Annotated in this window: 27 protein-coding genes; 18 read left to right on the top strand and 9 right to left on the bottom strand. The window is 74.5% G+C overall.

Annotated features, from left to right (window positions below; translation table 11 throughout):
- The first annotated feature begins 92 nt into the window (after nt 1-92).
- The 6 genes from gcvH to gcvP all read left to right on the top strand — a co-directional run bounded on the left by gcvH (nt 93) and on the right by gcvP (nt 6,619).
- The gene (gene gcvH / locus MODMU_RS12830; RefSeq protein ID WP_014740692.1) at nt 93-497 is read left to right on the top strand and encodes a glycine cleavage system protein GcvH; all 405 of its coding nucleotides are present in this window, start codon (nt 93-95) and stop codon (nt 495-497) included.
- Between the two features lie 269 nt (nt 498-766).
- The gene (gene odhI, locus MODMU_RS12825) at nt 767-1,312 is read left to right on the top strand and encodes an oxoglutarate dehydrogenase inhibitor Odhl (RefSeq protein WP_269454065.1); all 546 of its coding nucleotides are present in this window, start codon (nt 767-769) and stop codon (nt 1,310-1,312) included.
- A 37-nt stretch (nt 1,313-1,349) separates the two neighbouring features.
- Nucleotides 1,350-2,060 carry a transcriptional regulator FtsR gene (ftsR, locus tag MODMU_RS12820; protein ID WP_014740690.1) on the top strand — a complete coding sequence of 237 codons (711 nt, stop codon included), beginning with the start codon at nt 1,350-1,352 and terminating at the stop codon, nt 2,058-2,060.
- A gap of 144 nt (nt 2,061-2,204) precedes the next feature.
- Nucleotides 2,205-2,696: a bifunctional nuclease family protein gene (locus MODMU_RS12815; RefSeq protein WP_014740689.1), complete on the top strand. Its 492-nt coding sequence runs from the start codon at nt 2,205-2,207 to the stop codon at nt 2,694-2,696.
- Between the two features lie 196 nt (nt 2,697-2,892).
- Nucleotides 2,893-3,462: a MerR family transcriptional regulator gene (locus MODMU_RS12810; protein WP_014740688.1), complete on the top strand. Its 570-nt coding sequence runs from the start codon at nt 2,893-2,895 to the stop codon at nt 3,460-3,462.
- A gap of 154 nt (nt 3,463-3,616) precedes the next feature.
- Nucleotides 3,617-6,619, top strand: a complete 3,003-nt coding sequence (gene gcvP, locus MODMU_RS12805; RefSeq protein WP_014740687.1) for an aminomethyl-transferring glycine dehydrogenase — start codon at nt 3,617-3,619, stop codon at nt 6,617-6,619.
- A 21-nt stretch (nt 6,620-6,640) separates the two neighbouring features.
- Here gcvP and MODMU_RS12800 read toward each other — a convergent pair whose 3' ends face one another.
- The gene (locus MODMU_RS12800; RefSeq protein WP_331437111.1) at nt 6,641-6,922 is read right to left on the bottom strand and encodes a nuclear transport factor 2 family protein; all 282 of its coding nucleotides are present in this window, start codon (nt 6,920-6,922) and stop codon (nt 6,641-6,643) included.
- Between the two features lie 260 nt (nt 6,923-7,182).
- On the opposite strand from MODMU_RS12800, the gene MODMU_RS12795 reads away from it, so the two are divergent.
- Nucleotides 7,183-8,001, top strand: a complete 819-nt coding sequence (locus tag MODMU_RS12795) for a hypothetical protein (protein WP_014740685.1) — start codon at nt 7,183-7,185, stop codon at nt 7,999-8,001.
- 64 nt (nt 8,002-8,065) lie between these two features.
- On the opposite strand, the gene MODMU_RS27045 is transcribed toward MODMU_RS12795, so the two are convergent.
- The 3 genes from MODMU_RS27045 to coaA form a co-directional block, all read right to left on the bottom strand.
- Nucleotides 8,066-9,022 (bottom strand): hypothetical protein, encoded by a 957-nt coding sequence (locus tag MODMU_RS27045; protein WP_014740684.1) that lies wholly within the window; start codon nt 9,020-9,022, stop codon nt 8,066-8,068.
- 78 nt (nt 9,023-9,100) lie between these two features.
- Nucleotides 9,101-9,292, bottom strand: a complete 192-nt coding sequence (locus MODMU_RS12785) for a DUF5999 family protein (protein WP_014740683.1) — start codon at nt 9,290-9,292, stop codon at nt 9,101-9,103.
- 145 nt (nt 9,293-9,437) lie between these two features.
- The gene (gene coaA / locus MODMU_RS12780; protein WP_014740682.1) at nt 9,438-10,400 is read right to left on the bottom strand and encodes a type I pantothenate kinase; all 963 of its coding nucleotides are present in this window, start codon (nt 10,398-10,400) and stop codon (nt 9,438-9,440) included.
- Nucleotides 10,401-10,492: 92 nt separating this feature from the next.
- Here coaA and MODMU_RS12775 point away from each other — a divergent pair, with 92 nt between their 5' ends.
- Nucleotides 10,493-11,329 (top strand): GNAT family N-acetyltransferase, encoded by an 837-nt coding sequence (locus MODMU_RS12775; protein WP_014740681.1) that lies wholly within the window; start codon nt 10,493-10,495, stop codon nt 11,327-11,329.
- 30 nt (nt 11,330-11,359) lie between these two features.
- Here the strand turns inward: MODMU_RS12775 and MODMU_RS12770 are convergent, their stop codons facing one another.
- Nucleotides 11,360-11,899 (bottom strand): YbhB/YbcL family Raf kinase inhibitor-like protein, encoded by a 540-nt coding sequence (locus tag MODMU_RS12770; protein ID WP_014740680.1) that lies wholly within the window; start codon nt 11,897-11,899, stop codon nt 11,360-11,362.
- A gap of 1,064 nt (nt 11,900-12,963) precedes the next feature.
- Between MODMU_RS12770 and MODMU_RS12765 the strand changes: the two genes are divergently transcribed.
- Together MODMU_RS12765 and MODMU_RS12760 are read left to right on the top strand one after the other, a co-directional pair.
- Nucleotides 12,964-13,683 carry an HAD family hydrolase gene (locus MODMU_RS12765; RefSeq protein WP_014740678.1) on the top strand — a complete coding sequence of 240 codons (720 nt, stop codon included), beginning with the start codon at nt 12,964-12,966 and terminating at the stop codon, nt 13,681-13,683.
- Nucleotides 13,680-16,052, top strand: coding sequence for a glycoside hydrolase family 65 protein (locus MODMU_RS12760; protein WP_014740677.1), 2,373 nt, complete (start codon nt 13,680-13,682; stop codon nt 16,050-16,052). The genes MODMU_RS12765 and MODMU_RS12760 overlap by 4 nt, the downstream gene beginning before the upstream one ends.
- A gap of 60 nt (nt 16,053-16,112) precedes the next feature.
- Here MODMU_RS12760 and MODMU_RS12755 read toward each other — a convergent pair whose 3' ends face one another.
- Nucleotides 16,113-16,826, bottom strand: coding sequence for a M50 family metallopeptidase (locus MODMU_RS12755; protein WP_014740676.1), 714 nt, complete (start codon nt 16,824-16,826; stop codon nt 16,113-16,115).
- Nucleotides 16,827-16,920: 94 nt separating this feature from the next.
- On the opposite strand from MODMU_RS12755, the gene MODMU_RS12750 reads away from it, so the two are divergent.
- Nucleotides 16,921-17,535: a putative antibiotic biosynthesis monooxygenase gene (locus MODMU_RS12750; RefSeq protein ID WP_014740675.1), complete on the top strand. Its 615-nt coding sequence runs from the start codon at nt 16,921-16,923 to the stop codon at nt 17,533-17,535.
- An 18-nt stretch (nt 17,536-17,553) separates the two neighbouring features.
- On the opposite strand, the gene MODMU_RS12745 is transcribed toward MODMU_RS12750, so the two are convergent.
- Both MODMU_RS12745 and MODMU_RS12740 read right to left on the bottom strand, forming a co-directional pair.
- Nucleotides 17,554-18,225, bottom strand: coding sequence for a response regulator (locus MODMU_RS12745; protein ID WP_014740674.1), 672 nt, complete (start codon nt 18,223-18,225; stop codon nt 17,554-17,556).
- Nucleotides 18,222-19,529: a sensor histidine kinase gene (locus tag MODMU_RS12740; protein ID WP_014740673.1), complete on the bottom strand. Its 1,308-nt coding sequence runs from the start codon at nt 19,527-19,529 to the stop codon at nt 18,222-18,224. Before MODMU_RS12740 ends, MODMU_RS12745 begins: the two co-directional genes overlap by 4 nt.
- A gap of 160 nt (nt 19,530-19,689) precedes the next feature.
- On the opposite strand from MODMU_RS12740, the gene MODMU_RS12735 reads away from it, so the two are divergent.
- The gene (locus MODMU_RS12735) at nt 19,690-20,598 is read left to right on the top strand and encodes an ABC transporter ATP-binding protein (protein WP_014740672.1); all 909 of its coding nucleotides are present in this window, start codon (nt 19,690-19,692) and stop codon (nt 20,596-20,598) included.
- The gene (locus tag MODMU_RS12730) at nt 20,595-21,380 is read left to right on the top strand and encodes an ABC transporter permease (RefSeq protein ID WP_014740671.1); all 786 of its coding nucleotides are present in this window, start codon (nt 20,595-20,597) and stop codon (nt 21,378-21,380) included. Before MODMU_RS12735 ends, MODMU_RS12730 begins: the two co-directional genes overlap by 4 nt.
- Nucleotides 21,381-21,423: 43 nt before the next feature.
- Here MODMU_RS12730 and MODMU_RS12725 read toward each other — a convergent pair whose 3' ends face one another.
- Nucleotides 21,424-21,783, bottom strand: coding sequence for a VOC family protein (locus tag MODMU_RS12725; RefSeq protein WP_014740670.1), 360 nt, complete (start codon nt 21,781-21,783; stop codon nt 21,424-21,426).
- Between the two features lie 105 nt (nt 21,784-21,888).
- Between MODMU_RS12725 and MODMU_RS12720 the strand changes: the two genes are divergently transcribed.
- From MODMU_RS12720 to MODMU_RS12700, 5 genes are all read left to right on the top strand, one after another.
- Complete coding sequence (locus MODMU_RS12720; protein WP_014740669.1) at nt 21,889-22,125, top strand: type II toxin-antitoxin system Phd/YefM family antitoxin; 237 nt, start codon at nt 21,889-21,891, stop codon at nt 22,123-22,125.
- 76 nt (nt 22,126-22,201) lie between these two features.
- The gene (locus MODMU_RS12715) at nt 22,202-22,600 is read left to right on the top strand and encodes a type II toxin-antitoxin system VapC family toxin (RefSeq protein ID WP_014740668.1); all 399 of its coding nucleotides are present in this window, start codon (nt 22,202-22,204) and stop codon (nt 22,598-22,600) included.
- A 71-nt stretch (nt 22,601-22,671) separates the two neighbouring features.
- Entirely contained in the window at nt 22,672-23,055 is a 384-nt protein-coding gene (locus MODMU_RS12710) for a VOC family protein (protein ID WP_041795242.1), read from the top strand.
- A 66-nt stretch (nt 23,056-23,121) separates the two neighbouring features.
- Nucleotides 23,122-23,676 carry an isochorismatase family protein gene (locus MODMU_RS12705; protein ID WP_014740666.1) on the top strand — a complete coding sequence of 185 codons (555 nt, stop codon included), beginning with the start codon at nt 23,122-23,124 and terminating at the stop codon, nt 23,674-23,676.
- A 544-nt stretch (nt 23,677-24,220) separates the two neighbouring features.
- The gene (locus MODMU_RS12700) at nt 24,221-24,469 is read left to right on the top strand and encodes a hypothetical protein (protein WP_014740664.1); all 249 of its coding nucleotides are present in this window, start codon (nt 24,221-24,223) and stop codon (nt 24,467-24,469) included.
- The last annotated feature ends 25 nt before the right edge of the window (nt 24,470-24,494 follow it).

Raw genomic sequence — 24,494 nt, 5'->3', positions numbered from 1 at the left:
TCCCCCCACCACTCGCACGCTCGTGGCGGGCCCCTGAACGGGGGCCGGACACGCACCAGCACCGCACCCTCGACAACCCCTGGAGACGCCGCATGGCCACGCCCGACGACCGCCGTTACACCGACCAGCACGAGTGGGCGCTGGTCCAGGGCAGCGGGGGTGACGGGACGGTGGTCCGGGTCGGGATCACCGACCACGCCCAGGACGCGCTGGGCGACATCGTCTTCGTGCAGCTGCCCGAGGTCGGCGCCGACGTGGCGCCGGGCACCGCCATCGGCGAGGTCGAGTCGACCAAGTCGGTGTCCGACGTCTACTCGCCGGTCACCGGTGTCGTGTCGGCGGTCAACGAGGCGCTCACCGACGCCCCCGAGACGGTGAACAGCGACCCGTACGGCGCCGGCTGGCTGGTCGAGGTCACCGTGCCCGGGGAGGGTGGCGACCCCACCGCGGAGCTGCTGGACGCCGCGGCCTACGAGGCCGTGGTCAGCGCCTCCTGAGCTCCGCGCCGGGGCGGTGCGGCCGACGTCCGGCGGTCGTACCCCCGGCGTCCCCGCGCCCCGGCACACGATCACTATCATCACCGGGACGGCCGGTCCCGTGACCGATGCGGGGCCCGACCCTCACGCTGTACGTGCGGTTGACCCCCGGGTCGGCCGCACGGTTCCATGACCCCCGGCCCGACCGCGATCCTGCGGCGGCCGACCTGCGACGGGCCGACCGGCCCGTCGCCCGCCGGCCGACCGCGGCCCATCCCAGGCCCGCGGCGGTGCCACCTGCACCGGAGGAGACCGACGTGCTCTGCACTCGTTGTGGCCACCAGAACCCCGAGGGCAGCCGATTCTGCGCCCAGTGCGGTTCGGCTCTGAGCCCCGAGCGGGTCGGCGAGTCGACCAGCATCATCCCCAAGGTCGGTGGCGAGGACTCCGGTGAGCAGGCCGAGATCGCCGAGTCGACCGCCGACGCCCACGCCGGGGCCGTCGAGTCGCTGCCCGCGGGTTCGGCGCTGCTGGTGGTCAAGCGCGGCCCCAACGCCGGCAGCCGCTTCCTGCTCGACCAGGAGGTCACCACCGCCGGCCGGCACCCCGACAGCGACATCTTCCTCGACGACGTCACCGTCAGCCGGCGGCACGTGGAGTTCCACCGCGAGGGCGGCGGCTTCACCGTGCACGACGTCGGCAGCCTGAACGGCACCTACGTCAACCGCGAGCCGGTCGACGTCGCCTCCCTCGCCGGGGGCGACGAGGTGCAGATCGGCAAGTTCCGCCTGGTGTACCTGACCGGGCCGCGGACGGGCGAGCCGGCCGGGGCATGACCGACCCGGTCACCGGAGCCCCGGGCGCGCGGGCGTCGTGACCTCGGTGCCCCAGCCCGGCGGGAGCGCGGACCGGGACACCGACACCACGGCACCCCGGTTGACGATCGGGGAGGTCCTCGCCGCGCTGCGCGGGGACTTCCCGGACGTGACCATCAGCAAGATCCGGTACCTGGAGTCCGAGGAGCTGGTGCACCCCCAGCGCACCCCCTCGGGGTACCGGAAGTTCTCCACGGCCGACGTCACCCGGCTCCGGTACGTGCTGGCCGCCCAGCGCGACCAGTACCTGCCGCTGCGGGTGATCAAGGAGCAGCTGGACGCCCTCGACCGCGGTGACCCGCCGCCCGGGCCGGCCAGCACCGACCAGCCGCTGCCCACGACGCCGCTGCCGGCCGCCGAGTTCGCCGAGGCGGCCGGGCTGACCGAGCAGCAGCTGGCCGACTGCGTCGAGTTCGGCCTGGTCGCCCCGGACGCGCACGGCCGGCACCGGCCCAGCGACCTGCCGGTCGCGCGGGCCGCGGCCGGGCTCGCCCGGCACGGCATCGAGCCCCGGCACCTGCGGCTGCACCGCACCGCCGCCGAGCGGGAGGCCGCACTGCTCGAGCAGCTGGTCACCCCGACGCTGCGCGCCCGCTCCGACGACGCCCGCAGCCGCGCCGCCGAGCAGCTGACCGAGCTCGCGGGGCTCTCCGCCCAGCTGCACGCGGCCCTGCTGGAGGCCCGCCTGCGCGAGGTCCTCGGCGGCTGATCGCTGGCGTACCGTGGCGGCACAGCGGGTACCCCGTCCGGCAGCTCCGCAGGCCGCAGGTGGGGGCACGCGGGACGAGCACCAGACGGGCACAGCAGTGCACCACGGAGGCCCCGGCGGGGACTCCAGCGGAGGGAGCCAGACGTGCAGGAGCTCAGAGTCGTCGGCGTCCGGGTCGAGCTGCCCGGCAACCAGCCCATCCTGCTGCTCAAGGAGACCCAGGGGGAGCGCTACCTGCCGATCTGGATCGGTGCGGCCGAGGCCGCGGCGATCGCCTTCGAGCAGCAGGGCGTCCGGCCGGCCCGGCCGATGACGCACGACCTGCTGCGCGAGGTGGTGAAGGCGCTGGGGGCCAACCTGGAGGCCGTGCACATCACCGAGATGCGCGACGGCATCTACATCGCCGAGCTGGTGTTCGGGGACGAGCGCACGGTCAGCGCGCGCCCCTCGGACGCCGTCGCCCTCGCCGTCCGCACCGGGGCGCCGATCTACGGTGCCGAGGCCCTGCTCGACGAGGTCGGGATCGAGATCCCCGACGAGCAGGAGGACGAGGTGGAGAAGTTCCGGGAGTTCCTGGACAACATCAGCCCCGAGGACTTCGGCGCCGGCTCCGGCTCCGGCGGCGGCCCCACCTGACGGTCGGTGCGCAGGTCAGCGGCTCACTCCTCGGGGGTGAGACGCCCGACACGCCGCCCGCTTCGGTTGACCGGGTCCCCGGCCCGGGCCTACCTTCAGCGAATCACGTGCGTGGGGTTCCCGAGCCGCGCGCTGTGACCAGTCCGGCGACAGCCGGCGCGGCCCAGCTGCTGGGTGCGGAGAGCGAGGAGAGCCCGTGAGCGACCAGGACGGCGGTCAGCAGGGTCAGCTGTTCAGCGACGCAGCGGTGGGCGCCTTCTCCTACGACGACGTCGACAGCGACACGGTCGGCTACCGCGGTCCCACGGCCTGCGCCGCCGCCGGCATCACCTACCGGCAGCTGGACTACTGGGCCCGCACCGGGCTGGTCGCCCCGTCGGTCCGCAGCGCCACCGGGTCGGGCACGCAGCGGCTCTACTCCTTCCGCGACATCCTGGTGCTCAAGGTCGTCAAGCGGCTGCTGGACACCGGCGTCTCGCTGCAGAACATCCGCAAGGCCGTGGACCACCTGCGCACCCGCGGGGTCAAGGAGCTGTCGAACATCACGCTGCTCTCCGACGGCGCCACGGTGTACGAGTGCACCTCCGCCGAGGAGGTCGTCGACCTGCTCGCCGGCGGTCAGGGCGTGTTCGGCATCGCCGTCTCCGGCGCCCTCCGCGAGCTCTCCGGTGAGCTCGCCGAGCTGCCCGCCGAGCGGCTGGACGGCCTCCCGCACGCCGACGACGAGCTCTCGCAGCGCCGTCGCCGCCGCGCCGCGTCCGCCTAGTCCCCCTCTCGTCTGTTCGTCCTGTCGCACCGAGTGGGCCCCGGAGGGGTCCGCGCAGGCGCGACGAAACGGCTCCGCGCTCGGGGGAACGGCACCTGGACGCGGTGTCGGCCGTCAGGCTGACGATGTCATCGCCGCTGGTAGCGTGGTGGCAGTGGCCGACCTGACTCCTGGCTCTGACCGACCCCTCCCCGCACTCTCCGCGCTGTCGACGCAGGGTTCGTTCGCGGCCCGGCACATCGGCCCGCGCCCCGGCGACACCGAGGCCATGCTGGCCGTCGTCGGGCACTCCTCGCTGGAGTCGCTGGCCGACGCGTGCGTGCCCGAGGGCGTGCGCGACCGCACCCCGCTCGACCTCCCGGCCGCCGCCGACGAGGCGACCGTGCTGGCCGAGCTGCGCGAGCGGGCCGCGGCCAACGAGGTGTTCACGTCGATGATCGGCCTGGGCTACAGCGGCACGGTCACCCCGGCGGTCATCCAGCGGAACATCCTGGAGAACCCGGCCTGGTACACCGCCTACACGCCCTACCAGCCCGAGATCAGCCAGGGCCGGCTCGAGGCGCTGATCAACTTCCAGACGGTGGTCGCCGACCTGACCGGGCTCCCGGTCGCCGGCGCCTCGATGCTCGACGAGGCCACGGCCGCGGCCGAGGCGATGACCCTGGTCCGCCGCGCGGGCGGTGGCCGGGGCGGGCGGGGCGCAGATCCGTCAGCCGTGTTCGTGGTCGACGCCGACACGCTGCCGCAGACCCTCGCCGTGCTGCGCACCCGGGCCGAGCCGCTGGGCATCGGCCTGCACGTCACAGACCTCTCCGCCGGCTGGCCCACCGACCTGCCCGAGGCAGGCGCGTTCGGCGTGCTGCTGGCCCACCCGGGCGCCAGCGGCGCGGTCCGCGACCACCGCGCGCTCGCCGCCGCCGCCCACGAGGCCGGTGCGGCCGTCGTGGTGGCCGCCGACCTGCTCGCGCTCACCCTGCTCGAGGCCCCGGGGGAGTGGGGCGCCGACGTTGCCTGCGGCACCACCCAGCGCTTCGGCGTCCCGATGGGCTACGGCGGCCCGCACGCCGGCTACCTGTCGGTGCGCGAGGGCCTGGCCCGCCAGCTCCCCGGCCGGCTGGTCGGGGTCTCCGTCGACGCCGACGGCGACGTCGCCTACCGGCTGGCGCTGCAGACCCGCGAGCAGCACATCCGCCGGGAGAAGGCCACCAGCAACATCTGCACCGCCCAGGTGCTGCTGGCGGTGATGGCCGGCGCGTACGCCGTCTACCACGGGCCCGAGGGGCTGACCGCGATCGCCGCCCGGGTGCACCGCACCGCCCAGGTGCTGGCCGGCTGGCTGCGCGCCGGCGGGCTGGACGTGGTGCACGAGCACTTCTTCGACACGGTGACCGTCGCCGTCCCCGGCCGGGCCGCCGAGGTGGTGGCCGCCGCCGCGGAGCGCCGGGTGAACCTGCGGCTGGTCGACGCCGACACCGTCGCGGTGGCCTGCGACGAGACGACGACGCCCGCCGTCCTGCGGCTGGTCGCCGAGGCCTTCGGCGTGACCGCCGGCGACGAGGACGTCGACGGGCCCGCCTCGTTCCCGGTCGGGCTGCGCCGCCGGACGGCGTTCCTCACCCACCCGGTCTTCCGCGAGCACCGCTCGGAGACGGCGATGCTGCGCTACCTGCGCGCGCTGTCGGACAAGGACCTGGCGCTGGACCGCACGATGATCCCGCTGGGCTCGTGCACGATGAAGCTCAACGCCGCCACCGAGATGGCCGCGATCACCTGGCCGGAGTTCGCCGGGCTGCACCCCTTCGCCCCCGTCGAGCAGGCCCGCGGCTACGCCCGGCTGATCGACGAGCTGTGCACCGGGCTGGCCGAGATCACCGGCTACGCCGCGGTGAGCGTGCAGCCCAACGCCGGCTCGCAGGGTGAGTTCGCCGGGCTGCTGGCGATCCGCAGCTACCACCACTCGCGGGGGGAGAGCCACCGCGACGTCTGCCTCATCCCGTCGTCGGCGCACGGCACCAACGCGGCCAGCGCGGTGATGGCCGGCATGCGGGTCGTCGTGGTGGCCTGCGACGACGCCGGCAACGTGGACCTCGCCGACCTGCACGCCAAGGTCGACGCGCACGCCGAGCGGCTCGCCGCGATCATGATCACCTACCCGTCGACGCACGGGGTGTTCGAGGTCGAGGTGCAGCAGATCTGCGCGGCGGTGCACGACGCCGGCGGCCAGGTCTACGTCGACGGCGCGAACCTCAACGCGCTGGTCGGGCTGGCCCGGCCGGGCCGGTTCGGCTCCGACGTCAGCCACCTCAACCTGCACAAGACCTTCTGCATCCCGCACGGTGGCGGCGGCCCGGGCGTCGGCCCGATCGGCGTCCGGGAGCACCTGGTGCCCTTCCTGCCCAGCCACCCGCTGGTCGAGACCGGCGGGCAGGGCCCGGCGGTCTCCGGCGCGCCGTTCGGCTCGGCCGGGATCCTGCCGATCTCCTGGGCCTACCTCCGGCTGATGGGCCCCGACGGGCTGCTGAAGGCCACCGAGCACGCCATCCTGGCTGCCAACTACGTCGCCGAGCGGCTGCGCCCGCACTACCCGGTCCTCTACACCGGGGCCACGGGCCTGGTGGCCCACGAGTGCATCCTCGACATCCGGCCGCTGACCAAGGCCACCGGGGTCACCAACGACGACGTCGCCAAGCGGCTGATCGACCTCGGGTTCCACGCGCCGACGATGAGCTTCCCGGTCGCCGGGACGCTGATGGTCGAGCCGACCGAGAGCGAGGACAAGGCCGAGCTGGACCGCTTCGTCGAGGCCATGGTGCTCATCCGCAGCGAGATCGAGAAGGTCGCCTCCGGGGAGTACGACCCCTCGGACAACCCGCTGCGCAACGCGCCGCACACCCTGAAGATGCTGGCGGGGGAGTGGGCGCACCCCTACCCCCGGGAGACCGCCGTGTACCCGGTGCCCCGGCTGGTGGGCCGCAGCTACCTGGCCCCGGTCCGGCGGATCGACGGCGCCTACGGCGACCGCAACCTGGTCTGCTCCTGCCCGTCGCCCGAGGCGTTCGAGGAGCCGCACCCGCCGGTGCCCAGGGAGCCCTCCCGGGCGCAGGGCGCCCCCGACGACCTCGGGACGACGTCCGACGTGGTGGGCGCGCAGGCCTGACCGGCCCGACGGGCCCGTCGGTCAGCCGGCCGACGGGCCCAGGAACGCCGCCGAGTCGTAGTAGGTGCGCACGCCGGTGCCCTGCTCGTTGGCGACGTCGATGACGGTGACCCCCGTGTAGGTGAGCTCACCGCCGCCGGTGCGCGTGCCCCGCGACGTCCACTCCAGCGACGAGCCGCGGTCGTCGTCGAGGCTGCGGGTGAACTCGGTGGAGATGGTGTCGAACACCGCGCGGTACTCCTCCCAGAAGCCGCGGGCGCCGTCGGGCCCGGTCGCCTCGTGGTGCCGGTCGAGCTTGGTCAGGACCGCGCCGGGAGCGTGAGCTCGACCATCGGCCCGGCGTCGCCCTCGGCGTCGAGGTGGTGCAGGGCCTGCTCGAAACGCTCGCGGACAGTGCTCATCGGTCCTCCTCCGGTCCGGGCGGGCGCCCGTCCCCCCGCGCCTACCCGGCTGGGCTCCGGTGACGCCCGACCGGCCGGGAGCCGTTCCGGCTCGACCACGTCCCGCAACGGCGTGCCGCCGGGGGGTCGACGGGGCGGCTGCGGAGGGTGGACCATCACCGCATGCGGACGTCGGTGCGGGGGTCGGTGTCGGGCGCGGTGCTGGCGGCGGGTGCGGCGGTGGTGCTCACCGCCTGCGGCGGGCAACCGGCGGTCGACGCGGCCGGCCCGGTCGGGGTCAGCGAGGCGGCGGCGACCGGGAGCGCGGCTCCGGCGACGGAGACCGCCGAGGCGCCCGCCGGCGACCTGGCCGCGGGGCTGCTGCCGGCGTCGGCGTTCGGGCCGGACGCCGAGGTCGTGGCGCTGCCCGACGACGCGCCCGGCTGGTGGTCCGGGCGCGACGGCTGGGACGACGACGGCTGGGACGACGACGGCTGGGGTGACGACGGCTGGTGGGGGCACGGCGACGGGCCCGAGGACCTCCCGGAGGGGATGGGCGTCGAGCCGGCCGCGTGCGCCGACGTGCTGGCCGCGCTCCCCGAGTTCCCCGACGACGAGCCGGACGTGGCCGGTCAGATCGCGACGACCGACCAGCTGCGCACCTACCAGGTCCTCGCCGACGGGCCGGCGCTGGAGGGCCTGCAGCTCCCGGTCGACCAGCTGCTGCAGGACTGCGCGGAGGTCACCGTGACCGGTCCGTGGGGCATGACGGCGACCCTCTCGGTCACCGAGCTCGACGCCGTCGACCGCGGCGCGGCGACCACCGCGCTCTCGGTCGCCGTCACCTCGCCGGCCGGCGACCGCTCGGGGCTGGTGGGTCTGGTCACCCAGGGCTCCCGGGCGATGGTGCTGGCGCAGACCGCCGAGGACGGGACCACGCCGGACCCGGCCGCGTTCACCGCGCTGCTCGACCAGGCCGCGGACGCCGCCTCCTTCGACTGAGGAAGGACCCCCTCTCCCCCCACCGCTCGCACGCTCGCGGCGGGACCCTGAGAGGGGGCCGGGCTCAGGTGCCGGCGACCACGGCGGCCGCGGCGGCGTCCAGGGCCGCCCGGGCCCGCGTCCAGCTCGTGCTGGTCGGGAAGTCGCCGAGGAGGACGACGACCCGGCCGTCGGCGAGGATCCCGGCCGAGTGCAGCTGCCGCCGGGCGTCGATGCAGCAGATCCAGCCCTGCTTGACCGCGACCGCGGTCGTGGCGGTCACCTCGGGGGCGAGCAACCCGTACCGCTGGTCGAACCCGTCGGTGGCGATCGGCGCCGCGAACCCCATCCAGCCGGTCAGCGTGGCCAGGTCGTCGGCGGGCAGGTGGTCGGGGAGGGCGGACAGGAACAGCGCGGTGTCCGCCGCGGTGGTCACCGCCTCACCCCACTGGCCGGCCCGCGCCGGGGGAGCGCTCCCCGTCAACCCGAACTCGGCGGCCGCGGCGAGGACCAGCGCCTCCCCGTCGAAGCGGTCCCACAGCACGCTCATGGCGCCGTCGTCGGAGGAGACGATGGCGCGGCGCATCCGGTCCAGGTCGCCGGGGGAGAGCTGCAGCGACCCGGCGGCGTCCCGGGCGAACAGCTGCTGGACCACCAGCAGCTTGACCAGCGAGGCGGTCAGCACGGGGCTCCCGGCGTCCGGGCCGGTCAGCACCTCCGCACCGGAGGGCCCCCGGACGGCGACCTGCACCGTCCCGCGGGCCCGGGCTGCGGCCTCCCCGGCGGCGGTCAGCAGGGCCAGCCCGGCCGCCGGGTCGAGCGCCGGGGCCGGCGGCACCGCGCCCGGCACCGGGACGGCGGGAGGTCCGGCAGGGGGTGGGGGCGCCAGCGGGCGGACGGCGGCCGCGGGGTACGGGTCCGCGGCGCGCGCGACGGGGCACCAGCCGACCGACGAGGCGAGGGCGGCGGTCAGCGCGAGGACCGTGGTGGTCAGCGTCAGGCGGTGCCGCGGGCGGACGCGTGCGGCGCCGGAGCCGACCATGCCGCCCAATGTCCCGGAACCCCGGCGCCCGGTGGAGGGCTCCCGGCGCGGCGACCGCGCTGCGTGGTCGTCCGGGGATCAGGCGGTGGCGAGCTGCCAGCGGCGGTCGAGCACGACCTGGCCGTCGGGGAGGAGCTCACCGTCGTCGTCGAAGAGCACGACACCGTTGCACAGCAGGGTCCAGCCCTGCTCGGGGTGCCGGCTCACCGGCACGGCGAGCACCCGGTCGTCGGCGGTGGCGCTGGGGCAGCTGCGTACGTGAGCACACATCGTGGTCTCCTGTCGGGCCCGGCGGCGGGCTGATCGGCCCGCCGTCCGGTGGTCCGAGTGTGCGCGCGGTCACGTGCGCCGCCGGGAGGCCGAGGTGACGACGTCACCCGGCGCAGTTGGCACAGTGTGTGGTGCCCCGCCGGGCTCAGAGCTTGCGCAGCAGCACCCGGCGCACCGAGTGGTCGGCGGCCTTCTGCAGCACCAGCCGGGCCCGGGAGCGGGTGGGGGCGATGTTCAGCCGCAGGTTGGGCTCGTTGACCGCCGACCAGATGCCCAGCGCCGTCGTCGTGGCCTCCTCGTCGGTGAGGTCGGCGAACCGGTGGAAGTAGGCGGCGGTGTCGGAGAAGGCGGTGCGCCGCAGGGCCAGGAAGCGCTCGACGTACCACCGGGAGATGTCGTGCTCGGTGGCGTCGACGTAGACGGAGAAGTCGAAGAAGTCCGAGAGGAACACCTCGGGCACCCGGCCCTCGGGGCGGCCTCCGGCCTGCAGCACGTTGAGCCCCTCGAGCACCAGGACGTCGGGGGAGTCGACGACCTGCCGCTCGCCGGGGAGCACGTCGTAGGAGGCGTGCGAGTACAGCGGCGCGCTCACCTCGGGCCGGCCGGACTTCACGTCGGCGAGGAAGCGCAGCAGCGCCCGCCGGTCGTAGCTCTCCGGGAAGCCCTTGCGGTCCAGCAGCCCCCGCGCCTCGAGCTCGGCGTTGGGCAGCAGGAAGCCGTCGGTGGTCACCAGGTCGACCCGGGGGGTGTCCGGGGCGGCGGCCAGCAGCGCCTGCAGCAGCCGGGCGGTGGTGCTCTTGCCGACGGCGACGCTGCCGGCCACGGCGATGACGAAGGGGACCTTCGCGGTGCGGGCACCGAGGAACTGGGTCTGGGCGGCCCACAGCCGGCGGCTGGCGGTCACGTGCAGGTGCAGCAGCCGGGCCAGCGGCAGGTACACCGTCGCGACCTCGTCGAGGTCGATCCGGTCGCCCAGGCTCGCCAGCGCCCGCACGTCCGCGGCGTCCAGCGGCAGCTCCGAGCCCGCCGCCAGGGCACGCCAGGACTCCCGGTCGAACGCGGTGAAGGGCGAGACCTGCGCTCGCATGCCGACCGTCACGGCGCCCATGGTGCCGTCCGGGCTCCGCCCACCCCCCGACCGGGTGGTCCGCGGAGTGCGGGGAGGCGGTCCGGGGCGCCCCGGCGGCTAGGGTCCTGGACGTGCCGTCGCCCGGGCTGCTCGACCGGATCGAGCGCTACTTCGCCCTCGCGGCCATGGCGGACGCCCGGGTGCACACCGTCGGGTCGCTGGCCGTGCCGATCGGCTCCCCGGACTGGCCCTACCCGGCACGCCCGTTCCCGGGCCGCGAGGCGGAGGTCACCGTCGCCGACGTCCGGGCTGCCGTCGCGCTGCAGGAGCGGTCCGGCGTCCCGGCGTCGCTGGAGTGGCTCGGTGACCGGTGCCGCGGTCTGGCCGGGGTCGCCCGGTCGGCCGGGCTGGTCGTGGACGACCTGCCGCTGCTGGTCGCCGACGACCCGGTCGAGGTGCTGCTGCCCGCGGGCGTCCGGCTCTACCTCGTGGGGGCCGACGACCCGAGGTTGGGGCTGTACCAGCGGCTCGCCGAGCTGGCGTTCGCCTCGCCCGGGCCGGCCGTGCCCGTCCCCGCCGCCGCCGGCCGGACCACCCCGGACGTCGCCCTCGGCGACCCGGGTCCGGCGGAGCTGCCGCCGACGGAGGTGCTGCGCGAGCGGGTGGCCTCCGGTCGCACGGTCATGATGGTGGCGGTCGACGAGGGCCAGCCGGTGGCCATCGGGTCGCACCAGCCGGTCGACGTCGACGGCGTGGAGATCAGCGAGGTGGTCGGCGTGGCCACGCTGCCGCGGTTCCGCGGCCGCGGCCTCGGCGCCGGGCTCACCTCGGCGCTGGTCGAGCACGCCCGGCAGACCGCCGACCTGGTGTTCCTGTCCGCCGGTGACGACGACGTGGCGCGGGTCTACGAGCGGGCCGGGTTCGCCCGGGCCGGCACCACCTGCCTGGCGGTGCGCCCGTCCCGCTGAGCCGGCGCACCGGCCCAGCGGGACGTCGGGTCACTCGACGTCGTACTCCGCGACGATGGTCCCGCGGGCGAGGGTGTGGCTGAACAGGTTGAACCCGAGGTACGCCGGGGTCGCTTCGGCGGGCACCCCGAGGTCGTCGGTGTCCAGCGCGTGCACCACGACGTAGTAGCGGTGGGTGCCGTGCCCGGCGGGCGGCGCGGCACCGACGTACCCGGCAAACCCGGCGTCGTTGCGCAGCTGCACCGCACCGGCGGGCAGGCCGTCGGACGCCGCGCCGCCGGCCAGCTCGGTGACCGACGCGGGGATGCCGGTGACCGCCCAGTGCCAGAAGCCGCTCGTGGTCGGGGCGTCGGGATCGTAGACGGTGATCGCGAAGCCCCGGGTCCCGTCGGGGAAGCCTGACCAGCTCAGCTGCGGTGACCGGTCCTCACCACCGGGGACGCCCATCGCGCCGCTGGTGTGCGGGGCGGGGAGGCGCTCGCCGTGCCCGATCTCGGTGCTCTCGAGCGTGAACGCGGGGACCTGCGGGAGGAAGTCGTAGGGGTTCGGCGGTACGGGGCGGTCGGCCATGCCGGTGCTCCTCGGGTCGTGGGCTCCCGGTGGGACCGGGAGTGCGGCGGTGCCGCAGCTGCTGCCGACCCTAGGCAGTTCGGTCGCCCGCCGCCCGATCGGGCCCTGCCGACCTGCCCACTGAGCGGCCGTCCGTCATCGACCACCGTTATCCCCAACAGCCGCGCCGCCCGACCCACCCGCCACGTCGACCTGCGCCAGGACACCGGGGGAGCGGACTCCGGGCAGAGCAGCGACGACACCCTCGCCGGCAGCCGTCCTCCCGGCGCGGGCGACCGGGCGGCGAGCGGTGCGCGGGCCGGTGAGCAGTTCGAGGGGAGTGGCACAGGCCCCCTTCACCGGACCGTCGACTGGTCGCCGCCGGGGGACGGTCCTCCGGCGTGCAGCAGCGCGGAGGCGGCCCCTCGCGTCGCACGGGAGCTGACGCCGGGCCGCCGGGGAGGGGAGCCCGGCGTCCGAGGTGGCGGTGGGCGACCTGGGGGAGGGGAGTGGCGGGCCAGGGGCCGAACCCGTCCGCGGAGCAGGACCCGGACGGGGGTGGAGGAGCCACGCCAGCGCCGGCGCCCCTTATACGGGACCGGCACAGAGTGCAGATACGACCGTTATCCCCAACAGCCAGCTCAAGCATCCGCCCGCCGTCCCCGACCACCCGCAGCCGGCCCGCAGTGCCGAAGACCGCCCTCCGGGCGGGCGCCGACGCCAAAAGGCACGGCACCCACGACCTCCCGGGGGAGGGGAGCGGCCGTCGACCTCCGTGCCTGCCAGCAGTCGAGGCAGCGACCGGGTCCGGGCGTGGGAGTCCGGGACGTCGCCGGCCGTCCCGGGACAGACGTACCGCGACGGCGCCGACCTGCCGATGAAGGGGGTGGTGTCCGTCAGGACCATCAACCGTTATCCCTAACAACAGCATCACGTCGCAGATTTGCGACCTCCGCTGAACATGGACGATCCTTTCGCCACACCAGGCGCCCTCCGGGCGCAGCACCAACGCCCACAGGCAGCCCGGCCCAGCCGAGTCGGATCTCGACAGGACTGTCCCAGGAGATCGCCGTAGCGTGTCGCACGTGCTGGGACTCCCCGACGACATCCGCGCGTGCCTCTTCGACCTCGACGGCGTCCTCACCCAGACGGCGAAGGTGCACCAGGCCGCCTGGAAGCGCACCTTCGACGAGTTCCTGCAGGGACGCGACCCGTCGGCGGCCGAGTTCAGCCAGGACGACTACAACCAGTACGTCGACGGCAAGCCCCGGGAGGACGGCGTCCGGGACTTCCTCGCCAGCCGGGGCATCACCCTGCCCGAGGGCACCGACGGCGACCCGGCCGACGCGGCGACGGTCCGGGGGGTGGCGACCCGGAAGAACGAGCTGCTGCTGCGCGAGCTCGACGAGCACGGCGTGCAGGTCTACGAGGGCTCGATGCGCTACCTGCGCGCGGTGAAGGAGGCGGGGCTGGCCACCGCCGTGGTCACCGCGTCGGCCAACGGTGAGCAGGTCGTGGCCGCCGGTGGGTTCGCCGACCTGATCGACGCCCGGGTGGACGGGGTGGTCGCCAAGCGCGACGGGCTGCGCGGCAAGCCGGCTCCGGACAGCTTCCTCGCCGGGGCCCGCGCGCTGGGCGTCCCGCCGGCGCAGGCGGTGGTGTTCGAGGACGCCCTGTCGGGCGTGGCCGCGGGCCGGGCGGGGGAGTTCGGGTTCGTCGTCGGGGTCGACCGGGTCGGCCAGGCCGACGGGCTGCGCGAGCGCGGTGCGGACGTCGTCGTGCAGGACCTGGACGAGCTGCTGTGACGGAAGGGCGCGCACACTTCCTGGTCGAGCCGTGGTCGCTGACCGAGACCGGTGTCGACCTCGCCTCCCTCGGCGTCAACGAGTCGGTCTTCGCGCTGGCCAACGGGCACATCGGCATGCGCGGGTCGCTGGACGAGGGCGAGCCGGTCGTCGTCCCCGGCACCTACCTCAACGGCTTCTTCGAGGAGCGACCGCTGCCCTACGCGGAGGCCGGCTACGGCTTCCCCGAGCAGGGCCAGACGGTGGTCAACGTGACCGACGGGAAGCTGATCCGGCTGCTCGTCGGCGACACCCCGCTGGACGTCGAGTACGGCAACGTGATCGACCACCGGCGCACCCTCGACCTGCGAAACGGGTTGCTCCGGCGCTGCACCGAGTGGCGCTCGCCCAGCGGCCGGCAGGTCAAGGTCACCAGCACCCGGCTGGTCTCGCTGACCCGCCGGTCGATCGCGGCCATCGAGTACACGGTCGAGTGCACCGACGACCAGGGCGACCTGTACATCGCGCTGCAGTCGGACCTGCTGGCCAACGAGGCCGTCAACACCACCGAGACCGACGACCCCCGGGCGGGGTCGGCGATGAACCGCCCGCTGGAGTCCGAGCTGCACGTGGGCCGCGGCCGGCACGCCGTGCTGGTGCACCAGACCAAGCGCAGCCGGCTGCGGCTGGCCGCCGGGATGGACCACGAGGTCGACGTCCCCGACCAGGCCACCGAGGAGCTCGAGGTCTCCGCGGACCTGGCCCGCTACACCCTCGCCGCCCGGCTCCCGGCCGGCTCGAAGCTGCGGCTGGTGAAGTACCTGGCCTACGGCTGGTCCAGCCGGCGGTCCTCGGCCGCCGTCCGGGACCAGGTCGAGGGGGCGCTGGCCACCGCGAAGCTCGCCGGGTGGGAGCGGCTGGTGCGCGAGCAGCGCGAGCTGCTGGATCGGCACTGGGACGAGGCCGACGTCGAGATCGAGGGCGACGACGAGCTGCAGCAGGCGGTGCGGGTCGGCATGTTCCACGTCCTGCAGGCCGGTCTGCGCGCCGAGCGCCAGCCGATCCCGGCCAAGGGGCTCACCGGCGACGGCTACGACGGGCACACGTTCTGGGACACCGAGACCTACGTGCTGCCGGTGCTCACCTACACCGTGCCGGGCGCGGCACGGGACGCGCTGCTGTGGCGGCACTCGACGCTGGACCTGGCCCGGGAGCGGGCCCGGGTGCTCGGCCAGGACGGCGCGGCCTTCCCGTGGCGGACGATCCGCGGCGAGGAGACCTCCGGGTACTGGCCGGCCGGGACGGCAGCGTTCCACATCAACGCCGACATCGCCGACGCGGTGGCCCGGTACTGGTGGGCCACGCTGGACGAGGAGTTCGACCGGGACTTCGGCACCGAGCTGCTGGTCGAGACCGCCCGGCTGTGGGCGTCGCTGGGCCACTTCGACGACGACCGGGGCTTCCGGATCGACGGGGTGACCGGGCCGGACGAGTACACCGCGGTCGTGGACAACAACGTCTACACGAACCTGATGGCGCAGCGGAACCTGCGCGAGGCGGCGGCCGCCGTGGCCCGGCAGCCGCAGACGGCCGCCCGGCTGATGGTGTCCGCCGACGAGGTGGCCCACTGGCAGCGCGCCGCCGACGAGATGCGGGTCCCGTTCAACAAGGCGCTCGGGGTGCACGAGCAGTCCGAGGGGTTCACCCACCACGAGCCGTGGGACTTCGAGGGGACGACGCCGGACCAGTACCCGCTGCTGCTGCACTTCCCCTACTTCGACATCTACCGCAAGCAGGTGGTCAAGCAGGCCGACCTGGTCATGGCGCTGCACCTGCGCGGGGACGCCTTCACCCTCGAGGAGAAGATCGCCGACTTCGCCTACTACGAGGCGCGCACGGTGCGGGACTCCTCGCTGTCCGCGGCCCAGCAGGCGGTGATCGCGGCCGAGACCGGCCACCTGCAGCTGGCCCACGACTACTGGGGCGAGGCCGCGCTGACCGACCTGCAGAACCTGCACGGCAACAGCGGGCACGGGCTGCACATCGCCTCGCTGGCCGGCGGCTGGATGGTCGCGGTCGCCGGGTTCGGCGGGATGCGCGACCACGACGGCAGGCTGACCTTCGCGCCCCGGCTGCCGCCGCGCATCTCCCGGCTGGCGTTCCGGGTGGTGTTCCAGGGCCGGTGCCTGGCCGTCTCGGTGACCGCCGGGCAGGCGACCTACCGGCTGGTGTACGGCGACGAGCCGCTGGAGATCGCCCACCACGGCGAGACCTTCACGGTCAGCTCCGAGGCCTGCGAGCGGAAGATCCCCCCGCCGCTGCAGGTCGAGCCGGTGCACCAGCCCCCGCACGCCGCCCCCCGCCGCCGCAACCGCCCCACCAGCGACTGACGGGCCCAGGCATAGGTACCTATACCTGCGTATTCGGGCGCAGGACGCACGTATAGGTACCTATGCCTGGCCCTGCAGCAGCCAGGTCGTCCCGAGGGTCAGGGCGCCGACGTCTACCAGCAGGAAGACGCCGACCCACAGCAGGCCGGGGAGCCGGGTGAGGCGGGCCAGCTGGTCGGCGTCGGAGTCGCGGCCGGCGCCGCGGCGGCGCTTGGCCTGCAGCTCGACCACGGTCTTCGGGGCGGCCAGCAGCAGGAACCAGGTCACCAGGTGCGCGAACGCCGCCTGGCCCTCGGCCGGCAGCCACCAGGTGGCGGCGAACACCACGGCGCCGGTGACCAGCACCGACCAGAGGCCGTACCAGTTGCGGATCTGCACCAGCAGCAGCGCGAGCAGGGCCAGCAGCGCCCAGAGCAGCCCGATCGCGTACCCGGCGGCCAGCAGGGCGGCCGCGCCCAGGCCGAACAGCCCCGGCCCGGTGTAGCCCGCCGCCGCGGTGAGCACCATGCCGGGCCCGGTCGGCCGGCCGGCGGAGACGGTCAGCCCCGAGGTGTCCGAGTGCAGCCGGATGCCGGCCAGCCGGCGTCCGGTCGCCAGCGCCGCCAGCCCGTGCGCGCCCTCGTGGGCGATGGTCACCGCGTGCCGGGCGCGGCCCCACAGCGCGGGGGAGAGGACCAGCACGGCGGCGAGCACCGCGCTGAGGACCAGCACCCAGCCGGACAGCGGGGGAGAGGGGGCGCTGACGCGGTCCCAGAACCGGTCGAGGGCCTCCACGCCCCGATCATCGCGACCGGACCTGTGCGCGGCCGGTGCGGCGCGCTGAGGACCCCGTCACGCGTTCGTCACGGACGGCGGCGATGCTGGGGGCATGGAGAGCACCACCCCGGTGCCGGCTGCTGCGGAGACCCCGGAGCTGCCGGTGACCGTCTCGTTCACCCGACGGGCCGACCCGGCCCACACGGTGGAGATGACCGCCTGGATCCGCGCCGGCCTGACGATGGCCGAGGGCTTTCCCGGCTTCCTCGGCGGCGGCTGGGTCCGCCCCCGGCACGGCGCCGACGAGTGGCACATGCTGTGCCGGTTCACCTCCCCGGCGACCCTGGCCGCCTGGGAGGCCAGCCCGGAGCGGCGGTGGTGGCTGGGCTCGGCGCAGGGGCTGGCCGAGGTGACCCGCACCGAGCGGCGCACCGGCATCGAGGGCTGGTTCGACGCGCCGGTGGAGTCCTCGGCCGAGCACGCCACCGCCCCGGCGCCGACCGCGCCGCCGCGCTGGAAGCAGGCGGTCACCATCTGGCTGGTCTTCTTCCCGCTCAACCTGCTGGCCACCGTGACCCTCGGCCGGCTGCTGGCCGACGCGCACGTCGTCCTGCGGGTGGCGGTGACGACGCTGACCCTGACGCCGATCATGACCTACCTGCTGCTGCCCTGGGTGACCCGGCGGCTGCAGTGGTGGCTGCACGGCCGCTCCTGGCGCGACCGCTGACCGCCTCGCGAGGAGGGGCTAGACGACACCGGCGTCGTGGGTGAGCAGCGCGACCTGCACCCGGTTGGCGAGGTCGAGCTTCACCAGCAGCCGGGAGACGTGCGCCTTCACCGTCGCCACGCTCAGGTGCAGCTCGGCGCCGATCTGCGCGTTGGACAGCCCGCGGCCGACGGCCAGCGCGACCTCCCGCTCGCGGTCGCTGAGCTGGTCGAGCCGGGCGCGCGCCCCGCGGAGGCGCACGTCACCGGGAGCGACCGGCTCCACCGCGGCGACGTGCGCGATCAGCTGGCGGGTGACGGTGGGGGAGAGCATCGGCTCCCCGGCGGCCACCCGGCGCACCGCCTCCACGATCGCCGCGGGCGGGGTGTCCTTGACCAGGAACCCGCTCGCCCCGGCGCGCAGCGCCCGCAGCACCTGCTCGTCGGCGTCGAAGGTGGTCAGCACGATCACCTCCGGGGCGCCGGGCCGGGCCAGCAGCTGCTCGGTCGCGGTCAGCCCGTCGGTGCGCGGCATCCGGATGTCCATCAGGACGACGTCGGGGGAGCAGCGCTCGACCGCGGCGGGCACCTCGTCGCCGTCGGTGGCCTCGCCGACCAGGTCCAGGTCCTCCGCGCCACCCAGCACCATCGCCAGGGCGGCGCGCACCAGCGGGTCGTCGTCGACCACCAGCACCCGCACCGGCTCCCTCATCGGGCGTCCGGGCCGGTGGGCCAGGGGAACGTCGCCCGCAGCCGGAAGTCGCCGTCCGTCGTCCAGCCGTGCTCCAGGTGCCCGCCGCCCAGGCTGACCCGCTCCAGCAGCCCGACCAGGCCGGTGCCCCCGCCGGGCAGCGGGACGCTGTGCTCGGCGCCGGCCGGTGGCGGGTTGCGCACCTCCACGGTCAGCCCCCGGCCCGGGGCGCCCTCGACCAGGACGGCGGCGACGGTGCCCGGCGCGTGCTTGCGGACGTTGGTGAGCCCCTCCTGCACGACGCGGTAGGCGTTCCGGCCGGTCGCCGGCGGCGCCGATCCCAGCTCGGGCACCCGGTAGTCCGCCCGCACCCGGACGCCCGCGCGGCGGCTCTCCTCGACCAGGGAGGGGAGGTCGCCGAGGGTCGGCTGCGGCCGGGTCGCCGGGTCGCCGTTGGCCTCCCGGAGCACCCCGATCACCTCCCGCAGGTCCTCCAGCGCCTGCCGTGCGCTGGCCCGGACGACGCCGGCGGCCCGGGCGACCTCGGCCGGCGGGGCGTCGGGCCGGAACTCCAGCGCACCGGCGTGCATGCTCAGCAACGACAGCCGGTGCGCGAGGACGTCGTGCATCTCCCGGGCGATCCGGGTCCGCTCCAGGTGGCGGGCCTGCGCGACCCGGAGGTGCTGCTCACGCTCGGCGCGCAGCGCCCGCTCCCGCAGCGACACCACCAGCTGGCGGCGGGCCCGCACGAACATGCCCCAGGCCACGACCGCCGCCGTCATCAACAGCCCGAACCCCAGGACGATCGGGTAGGGGACGTCGTCGGTGGGCCGCACCGCGGTGTAGACGAAGAACGCGGCCAGGTTCAGCGCGGACAGCGCCAGCACGGTCGGCAGCCGCCGGTGCACGGCGACGGTGAACAGCGAGACCAGGACGGCCACGCTCGCCATGTCGGAGAAGCAGCCGACCAGCGCCAGCAGCACCGCCACCTGGACCGGCCAGCGGCGCCGCCCCCACAGCAGCACGCACGCCAGGCTGCCGACGACCACGTCGGCGAACACCAGCCCGTCCGGCGGCGGCGGTGACTCCGACAGCGCCGCGCCCACGAACACCGCACCGCCGGCCAGGGCGAGCAGGAAGGAGCTGACGTCCACGACCCAGTCCCGGACCGAGCGGTGCACCCGCCGCCGGCCGCCGGTGCTGCCCGCGCCGTCCGGACCACGCTCGGGTGCGGCGTCCGGGTCGGCCAGCAGCTGGGCGGGGACGAACGAGGGGTGCTCGACGCGGCGGTCGGCCTCGGACGGGGCACCGCCGGTCAGGGTCACACCCGGAGGCTACGGACGCCCGCCGTGCACCGGAACCGACCGAGGTCTACGTCCACCCGACCGGGCACCGACTTCGGTCGGCCAGGAGACGGGTCGTGGCGTCCGAGGTGTCTACTCCCGGCCGATGCGGGTGACCGGCCGACCAGGCCACGGTCGTCCCATGATCACGATCGACTCGCTGACCAAGCGGTACGGCGCGCAGCTCGCCGTCTCCGACGTCTCCTTCAGCTGCACCCCCGGCACGGTGACCGGGTTCCTCGGCCCCAACGGCGCCGGCAAGTCCACCACGCTGCGGGCCCTGGTCGGGCTGGCCACCCCCACCAGCGGGACGGCGACCATCGGCGGCCGGGCCTACCGCGACCTGCCCAACGCGGGCCGCCAGGTCGGGGTCCTGCTCGACGCCGGCGCCCAGCACGCCGGACGCACCGGCCGCGAGGTGCTCACCCTCGCCGCCCTGGTGCTCGGCGTCGGCCAGGAGCGGGTCGACGAGGTCCTCGGCCGGGTCGGGCTGGCCGGCAAGCCCGCGGCCAAGCGGGTGGGCAACTACTCGCTCGGGATGAAGCAGCGGCTGGGGCTGGCCGCGGCGCTGCTCGGTGACCCGCAGGTGCTCGTGCTCGACGAGCCGGCCAACGGCCTGGACCCCGACGGCATCTTCTGGATGCGCGGCCTGCTGCGCGGGTTCGCCGACCGGGGCGGCACGGTGCTGCTCTCCTCGCACCTGCTGCGGGAGGTCGAGGCGGTCGCCGACCAGCTGGTGGTGATCGCCGGTGGCCGGATCGTGGCCCGGGGCAGCAAGCAGGAGCTGCTCGGCGGGCGGGGGACCCTGGTCCGCGGGCCGGACCGCGTCGTACTGGAACGGGCGTTGCGGACGGCGGGCATCGCCGTCGTCCCCGGCGAGGGCGACGGGCTGGTGGCCGACGCCGACCCGCTGGCGGTCGGCCAGGCGGTCGCGGCGGCCGGCGCGGTGCTCACCGAGCTGCGTCCAGCCGGGGGAGAGGGGCTCGAGGAGCTCTTCCGGTCCCTGACCCACGCCGACGGCTCCCAGCAGGTGCAGGAGGTGGCGGCATGACCACCACGACCGCACCCGCGACCCCCGCCGTCCGCACGCCGCAGGTCAGCGCGCCGTCGCTGCCCACGCTCACCCGGGTGGAGCTGCGCAAGTGCTACGACACCCGCGCCGGACGCTGGCTGCTGATCGTCATCGGGCTGGCGGCGCTCGGCGTCGTCACCCTCGAGTTGTTCGTCGAGGACGCCCCCAAGACCTTCGCGGACTACTTCGCCTTCACCCAGTTCCCGGTCGGCATCCTGCTCCCGGTCCTCGGCATCCTCCTGGTGACCAGCGAGTGGTCGCAGCGCACCGCGATGACCACCTTCGCCCTGGTGCCCCGCCGGGCGCGGGTGCTCACCGCCAAGGTGGTGGCGGCGGTGCTCCTCGCCGTCGGTGGTGTCCTCGCGGCGGCGCTGGCCTCCGCACTGGCCACGGTGCTCACCCCGGTGTTCACCGACAGCGCGATGGACTGGGGGATGTCCGCCGCCCAGGCCGGCCAGGTGCTGCTGGTCCAGGTGGTCTCGGTGCTGGCCGGGGTGGCCTTCGGCATGCTGCTGCTGAGCTCGCCGCTGGCCATCGTCCTGTCCTTCGTGCTGCCGACCGCCTTCACCATCCTGGTCAACACGGTGTCGGCGCTGACCTGGGTGCGCGACTGGCTGGACCTGTCGACGACGACCATGCCGATGTACGAGGGCGACCTGGACGGGCAGGGCTGGCTGCAGGTGGCGACGTCGGTCGCGCTGTGGCTGGCGCTGCCCATGGTGCTCGGCTGGCTGCGGATCCGGCGGGCCGAGATCTCCTGACCCCGGCGGCGCGCTGACCCGCCACCCCGCCCGGGGCGGCGGGTCAGAGCTGCTGGGTGAGGTTGACGGTGTTGCCGTCGGGGTCCTGGACGTGCGCGACCCGCTGACCCCACGGCATGTCGTTCGACGGCCCGCGGACCTGACCGCCCAGCTCGGACACCCGGGGGAGGAGCTCGTCGACGTCGGGGACGGCGACGCTCAGCAGCATCCGCTGCGGCCCCTCGGGTGCGTCGTCGCGGGAGACCAGGCCGAGGTCGGAGTCCCCGATCCGCAGCCCGAGGTAGAACGTCGGCCCCTCGGGCGGGATGCGCTCGGTCTCCTCGGCACCGAGCAGGTCCCGGTAGAAGGCGGCCAGCCGGGGCAGGTCGCGGCTGACGATCATGGGCAGGACGCTGCTGGTCACGAGGAGTCTCCTGGTTCGCCGGGTGCACAGCTGGGACGACCCGCAAAGGGTGAACTCATCGCCGTTCGCACATCCCCGGGGTCTCACCGGTGATACCGTTGAGGCATGGAGTCGGTGTCGGTCCGGGAGTTGCGCAACCACGGGGGAGAGGTGCTCGACCGCGTCGCCCGTGGCGTCGCCGTCATCGTCACCCGTGATGGTGCCGAGGTCGCCGAGTTGCGCCCGCGGGCCCGGCGCAGTCCGTCGTCTGCGGACCTGGTGGCGCGGCGCCGCCACCTGCCCGACGTGGACCCCACTGCGCTCCGCCACGACCTGGACGACGTCCTGGACGCCGGTCTGTGAGCGTCCCTGACGGTCGCGGGCACGACCTGGACGACGTCCTGGACGCCGGTCTGTGAGCGTCCCTGACGGTCGCGGGATGCTCGACACCTCGACGGTCATCCTGCTGGGGCGCCTGTCGGACCCGAGCGTCCTGCCGGATGAAGCGGTGATCAGTGCGGTGACCCTGGCCGAGTTGTCGGTGGGTCCACACGTGGCCCGTACTACAAGCGAGCGCGTCGCCCGGCAGGCGCACCTCCAACAGGCTGAGGCGGACTTCGAGCCGATCGCGTTTGATGCTGGCGCTGCGCGGGCCTTCGGTCGGGTGGCCGCCTCGCTGCGCTCAGCCGGGCGGAAGCCGGCGGCGCGTGCCTACGACGCGTTGATCGCGGCCACCGCCATCGCCGAGGGCATCCCGCTCTACACCTGCAACCCCGACGACTTCTCCGGGATCGACGACCTCGATCTCCGCGTGGTGCCGCACCCGGACCAGCACTGACGAGGAGGCCTGGCGGGTCCGTCGCCGGGCGGTGTGGACACACATAGCGCGGTGCGCCACGCTGCGGACCCATGCGGTCACGGATGCCGGGCATGTGGTGGGGGACCGCCATCGAGGCGCCGGACCCGGGCGCACTGGCCCGGTTCTACTCCGACCTGCTGGACTGGCCGGTGGTTCACGAAGAACCCGGGACGGCGGTCCTCGCGGCCCCCGGCGGGTCGAGCTTCGTGGTGTTCCAGCGGGCGGACGGCTACCGGGCGCCGGTGTGGCCGCCGGTCGAGGGGGAGCAGCGGCCGATGATGCACCTCGACGTCCAGGTCGGTGACCTCGACGCGGCCGCCGCCGACGCGGTGGCGCTGGGTGCGACGGTGGCCGGGGCTCAGCCGCAGGAGAACGTCCGGGTGCTGCTCGACCCGGCCGGCCACCCGTTCTGCCTGGTCCGGGACGACGGCTGAGACGACGGCGGAACTGTCGGTGCCGGGGTCCACGCTGGCACCAGCCGAGGAGCTGAGGAGAGCGACATGACGACGCTGACCGATCGACCCACGACCGGCCTCATGGTGATCGACGTCCAGCAGGGCGTCGTCGACGGAGCGCACCGCCGCGACGAGGTCGTCGCCCACATCGGTGAACTCGTGGAGCGGGCCCGGAGGGACGGCGTCCCGGTGGTCTGGGTGCAGCACTCCGACGACGAGCTGGCCCGGGGCAGCGACGCCTGGCAGTACGTGCCGGAGCTGGTGCGCGCCGAGTCCGAGCCGCTGGTGCACAAGTCGCACGGCGACTCCTTCGAGGGCACCGACCTCGAGCAGGTGCTCGCCGCCGCAGGCATCGGCCACCTGGTCGTCACCGGCGCCGAGTCCGATGCCTGCATCCGGTCGACGATCCACGGCGCCTTCACCCGGGGCTACGACGTCACACTGGTCGGTGACGCGCACACCGCCGGCGACAAGAGCGCGTGGGGCGCTCCGCCGGTCGACCAGGTCATCGCGCACACGAACCTGTACTGGCAGTTCCAGACGGCGCCGGGCCGCACGGCGGCCGTGGTCGGAGCGACGGACGTCGACTTCACCGGGTGAGTGGTGGGGCTGCCTCCAGGAGGGGCTCCCGTCCTCTACTTGACATAATGTCGATTATCGGCGACATGGAGATCGGCGCAGAAGGGGTCGTCCAGCCGGGCTGACCGGGTCGACAGGACGACTCGTCGACATGGCTCTTCGACGCCTCCTGGCCGCTCGTCGCCACCTCGGTCCGCACACCGTCGCCACCTCGCTGCCGATCTCGCTGACTTGCGTCACCTCAGACCACCACGGCCGACAGCTGTCTCGTCACCGACGTCTGACGGGCCGTCGACGTCCGGCGTGCCGTTGATCGCCGTCGACGTCCGAGGTGCGCTGATCATCGGCGGCGTCGGCCAGCCTGTCCCGACACCCCGACCACCGACTCTCCCAGTGAGTCGATCTTGTTCATCGAGGTCACCGGCCGCGTGGTCGTCAGTCAGGCCGTCGGACCCCCGATCCCCCGGGCCCCGCCAGGCCGACCTCAATACGTCACTCTGACGGAATGGCAGTGATTCCGGCGTTCCGACGGGCGGCAGCGGCGAACCGTCCTTAGGGTCGGGACATGAACATCCGACGCTCCATGGCCGGGTTGCTCACAGCGCTCGCACTCGTCTCCGGTGGGGCTCTGGTCGGGTGCCAGGCCGCACCCGAGGCGAACACGGGAACGCCCAAGGACACCGCCAGCAACACCTCGGGGTCCGACCCGGGCGGTGTGTCCCAGGGCAACCTGCCGAAGAACGACAGCAACGAGGTCGACTCGACCAGCAACTCCGACCGCGACGAGAACGGCGACGAGGAGAACGGCGGCTGACCGTCGGGACCGGCCGGGCCGGCTG

Origin of the sequence: Modestobacter italicus, from assembly GCF_000306785.1 — a bacterium.
Classification (GTDB): domain Bacteria; phylum Actinomycetota; class Actinomycetes; order Mycobacteriales; family Geodermatophilaceae; genus Modestobacter; species Modestobacter italicus.
The sequence above is the reverse complement of the archived record's forward strand: the minus strand, read 5'-3'. Positions and strand labels throughout refer to the sequence as shown.

Excerpts from the sequence above, each read along its gene's own strand:
- MODMU_RS12785 (WP_014740683.1), bottom strand. The coding sequence starts at position 9,292 with ATGTGTGCTCACGTACGCAGCTGCCCCAGCGCCACCGCCGACGACCGG.
- MODMU_RS27045 (WP_014740684.1), bottom strand. The coding sequence starts at position 9,022 with ATGGTCGGCTCCGGCGCCGCACGCGTCCGCCCGCGGCACCGCCTGACG.
- MODMU_RS12730 (WP_014740671.1), top strand. The coding sequence starts at position 20,595 with ATGACCACCACGACCGCACCCGCGACCCCCGCCGTCCGCACGCCGCAG.
- MODMU_RS12700 (WP_014740664.1), top strand. The coding sequence starts at position 24,221 with ATGAACATCCGACGCTCCATGGCCGGGTTGCTCACAGCGCTCGCACTC.
- MODMU_RS12750 (WP_014740675.1), top strand. The coding sequence starts at position 16,921 with ATGGAGAGCACCACCCCGGTGCCGGCTGCTGCGGAGACCCCGGAGCTG.
- MODMU_RS12795 (WP_014740685.1), top strand. The coding sequence starts at position 7,183 with ATGCGGACGTCGGTGCGGGGGTCGGTGTCGGGCGCGGTGCTGGCGGCG.
- MODMU_RS12710 (WP_041795242.1), top strand. The coding sequence starts at position 22,672 with ATGCGGTCACGGATGCCGGGCATGTGGTGGGGGACCGCCATCGAGGCG.
- MODMU_RS12745 (WP_014740674.1), bottom strand. The coding sequence starts at position 18,225 with ATGAGGGAGCCGGTGCGGGTGCTGGTGGTCGACGACGACCCGCTGGTG.
- MODMU_RS12770 (WP_014740680.1), bottom strand. The coding sequence starts at position 11,899 with ATGGCCGACCGCCCCGTACCGCCGAACCCCTACGACTTCCTCCCGCAG.
- MODMU_RS12715 (WP_014740668.1), top strand. The coding sequence starts at position 22,202 with ATGCTCGACACCTCGACGGTCATCCTGCTGGGGCGCCTGTCGGACCCG.
- MODMU_RS12735 (WP_014740672.1), top strand. The coding sequence starts at position 19,690 with ATGATCACGATCGACTCGCTGACCAAGCGGTACGGCGCGCAGCTCGCC.
- gcvH (WP_014740692.1), top strand. The coding sequence starts at position 93 with ATGGCCACGCCCGACGACCGCCGTTACACCGACCAGCACGAGTGGGCG.
- coaA (WP_014740682.1), bottom strand. The coding sequence starts at position 10,400 with ATGGGCGCCGTGACGGTCGGCATGCGAGCGCAGGTCTCGCCCTTCACC.
- MODMU_RS12720 (WP_014740669.1), top strand. The coding sequence starts at position 21,889 with ATGGAGTCGGTGTCGGTCCGGGAGTTGCGCAACCACGGGGGAGAGGTG.
- MODMU_RS12705 (WP_014740666.1), top strand. The coding sequence starts at position 23,122 with ATGACGACGCTGACCGATCGACCCACGACCGGCCTCATGGTGATCGAC.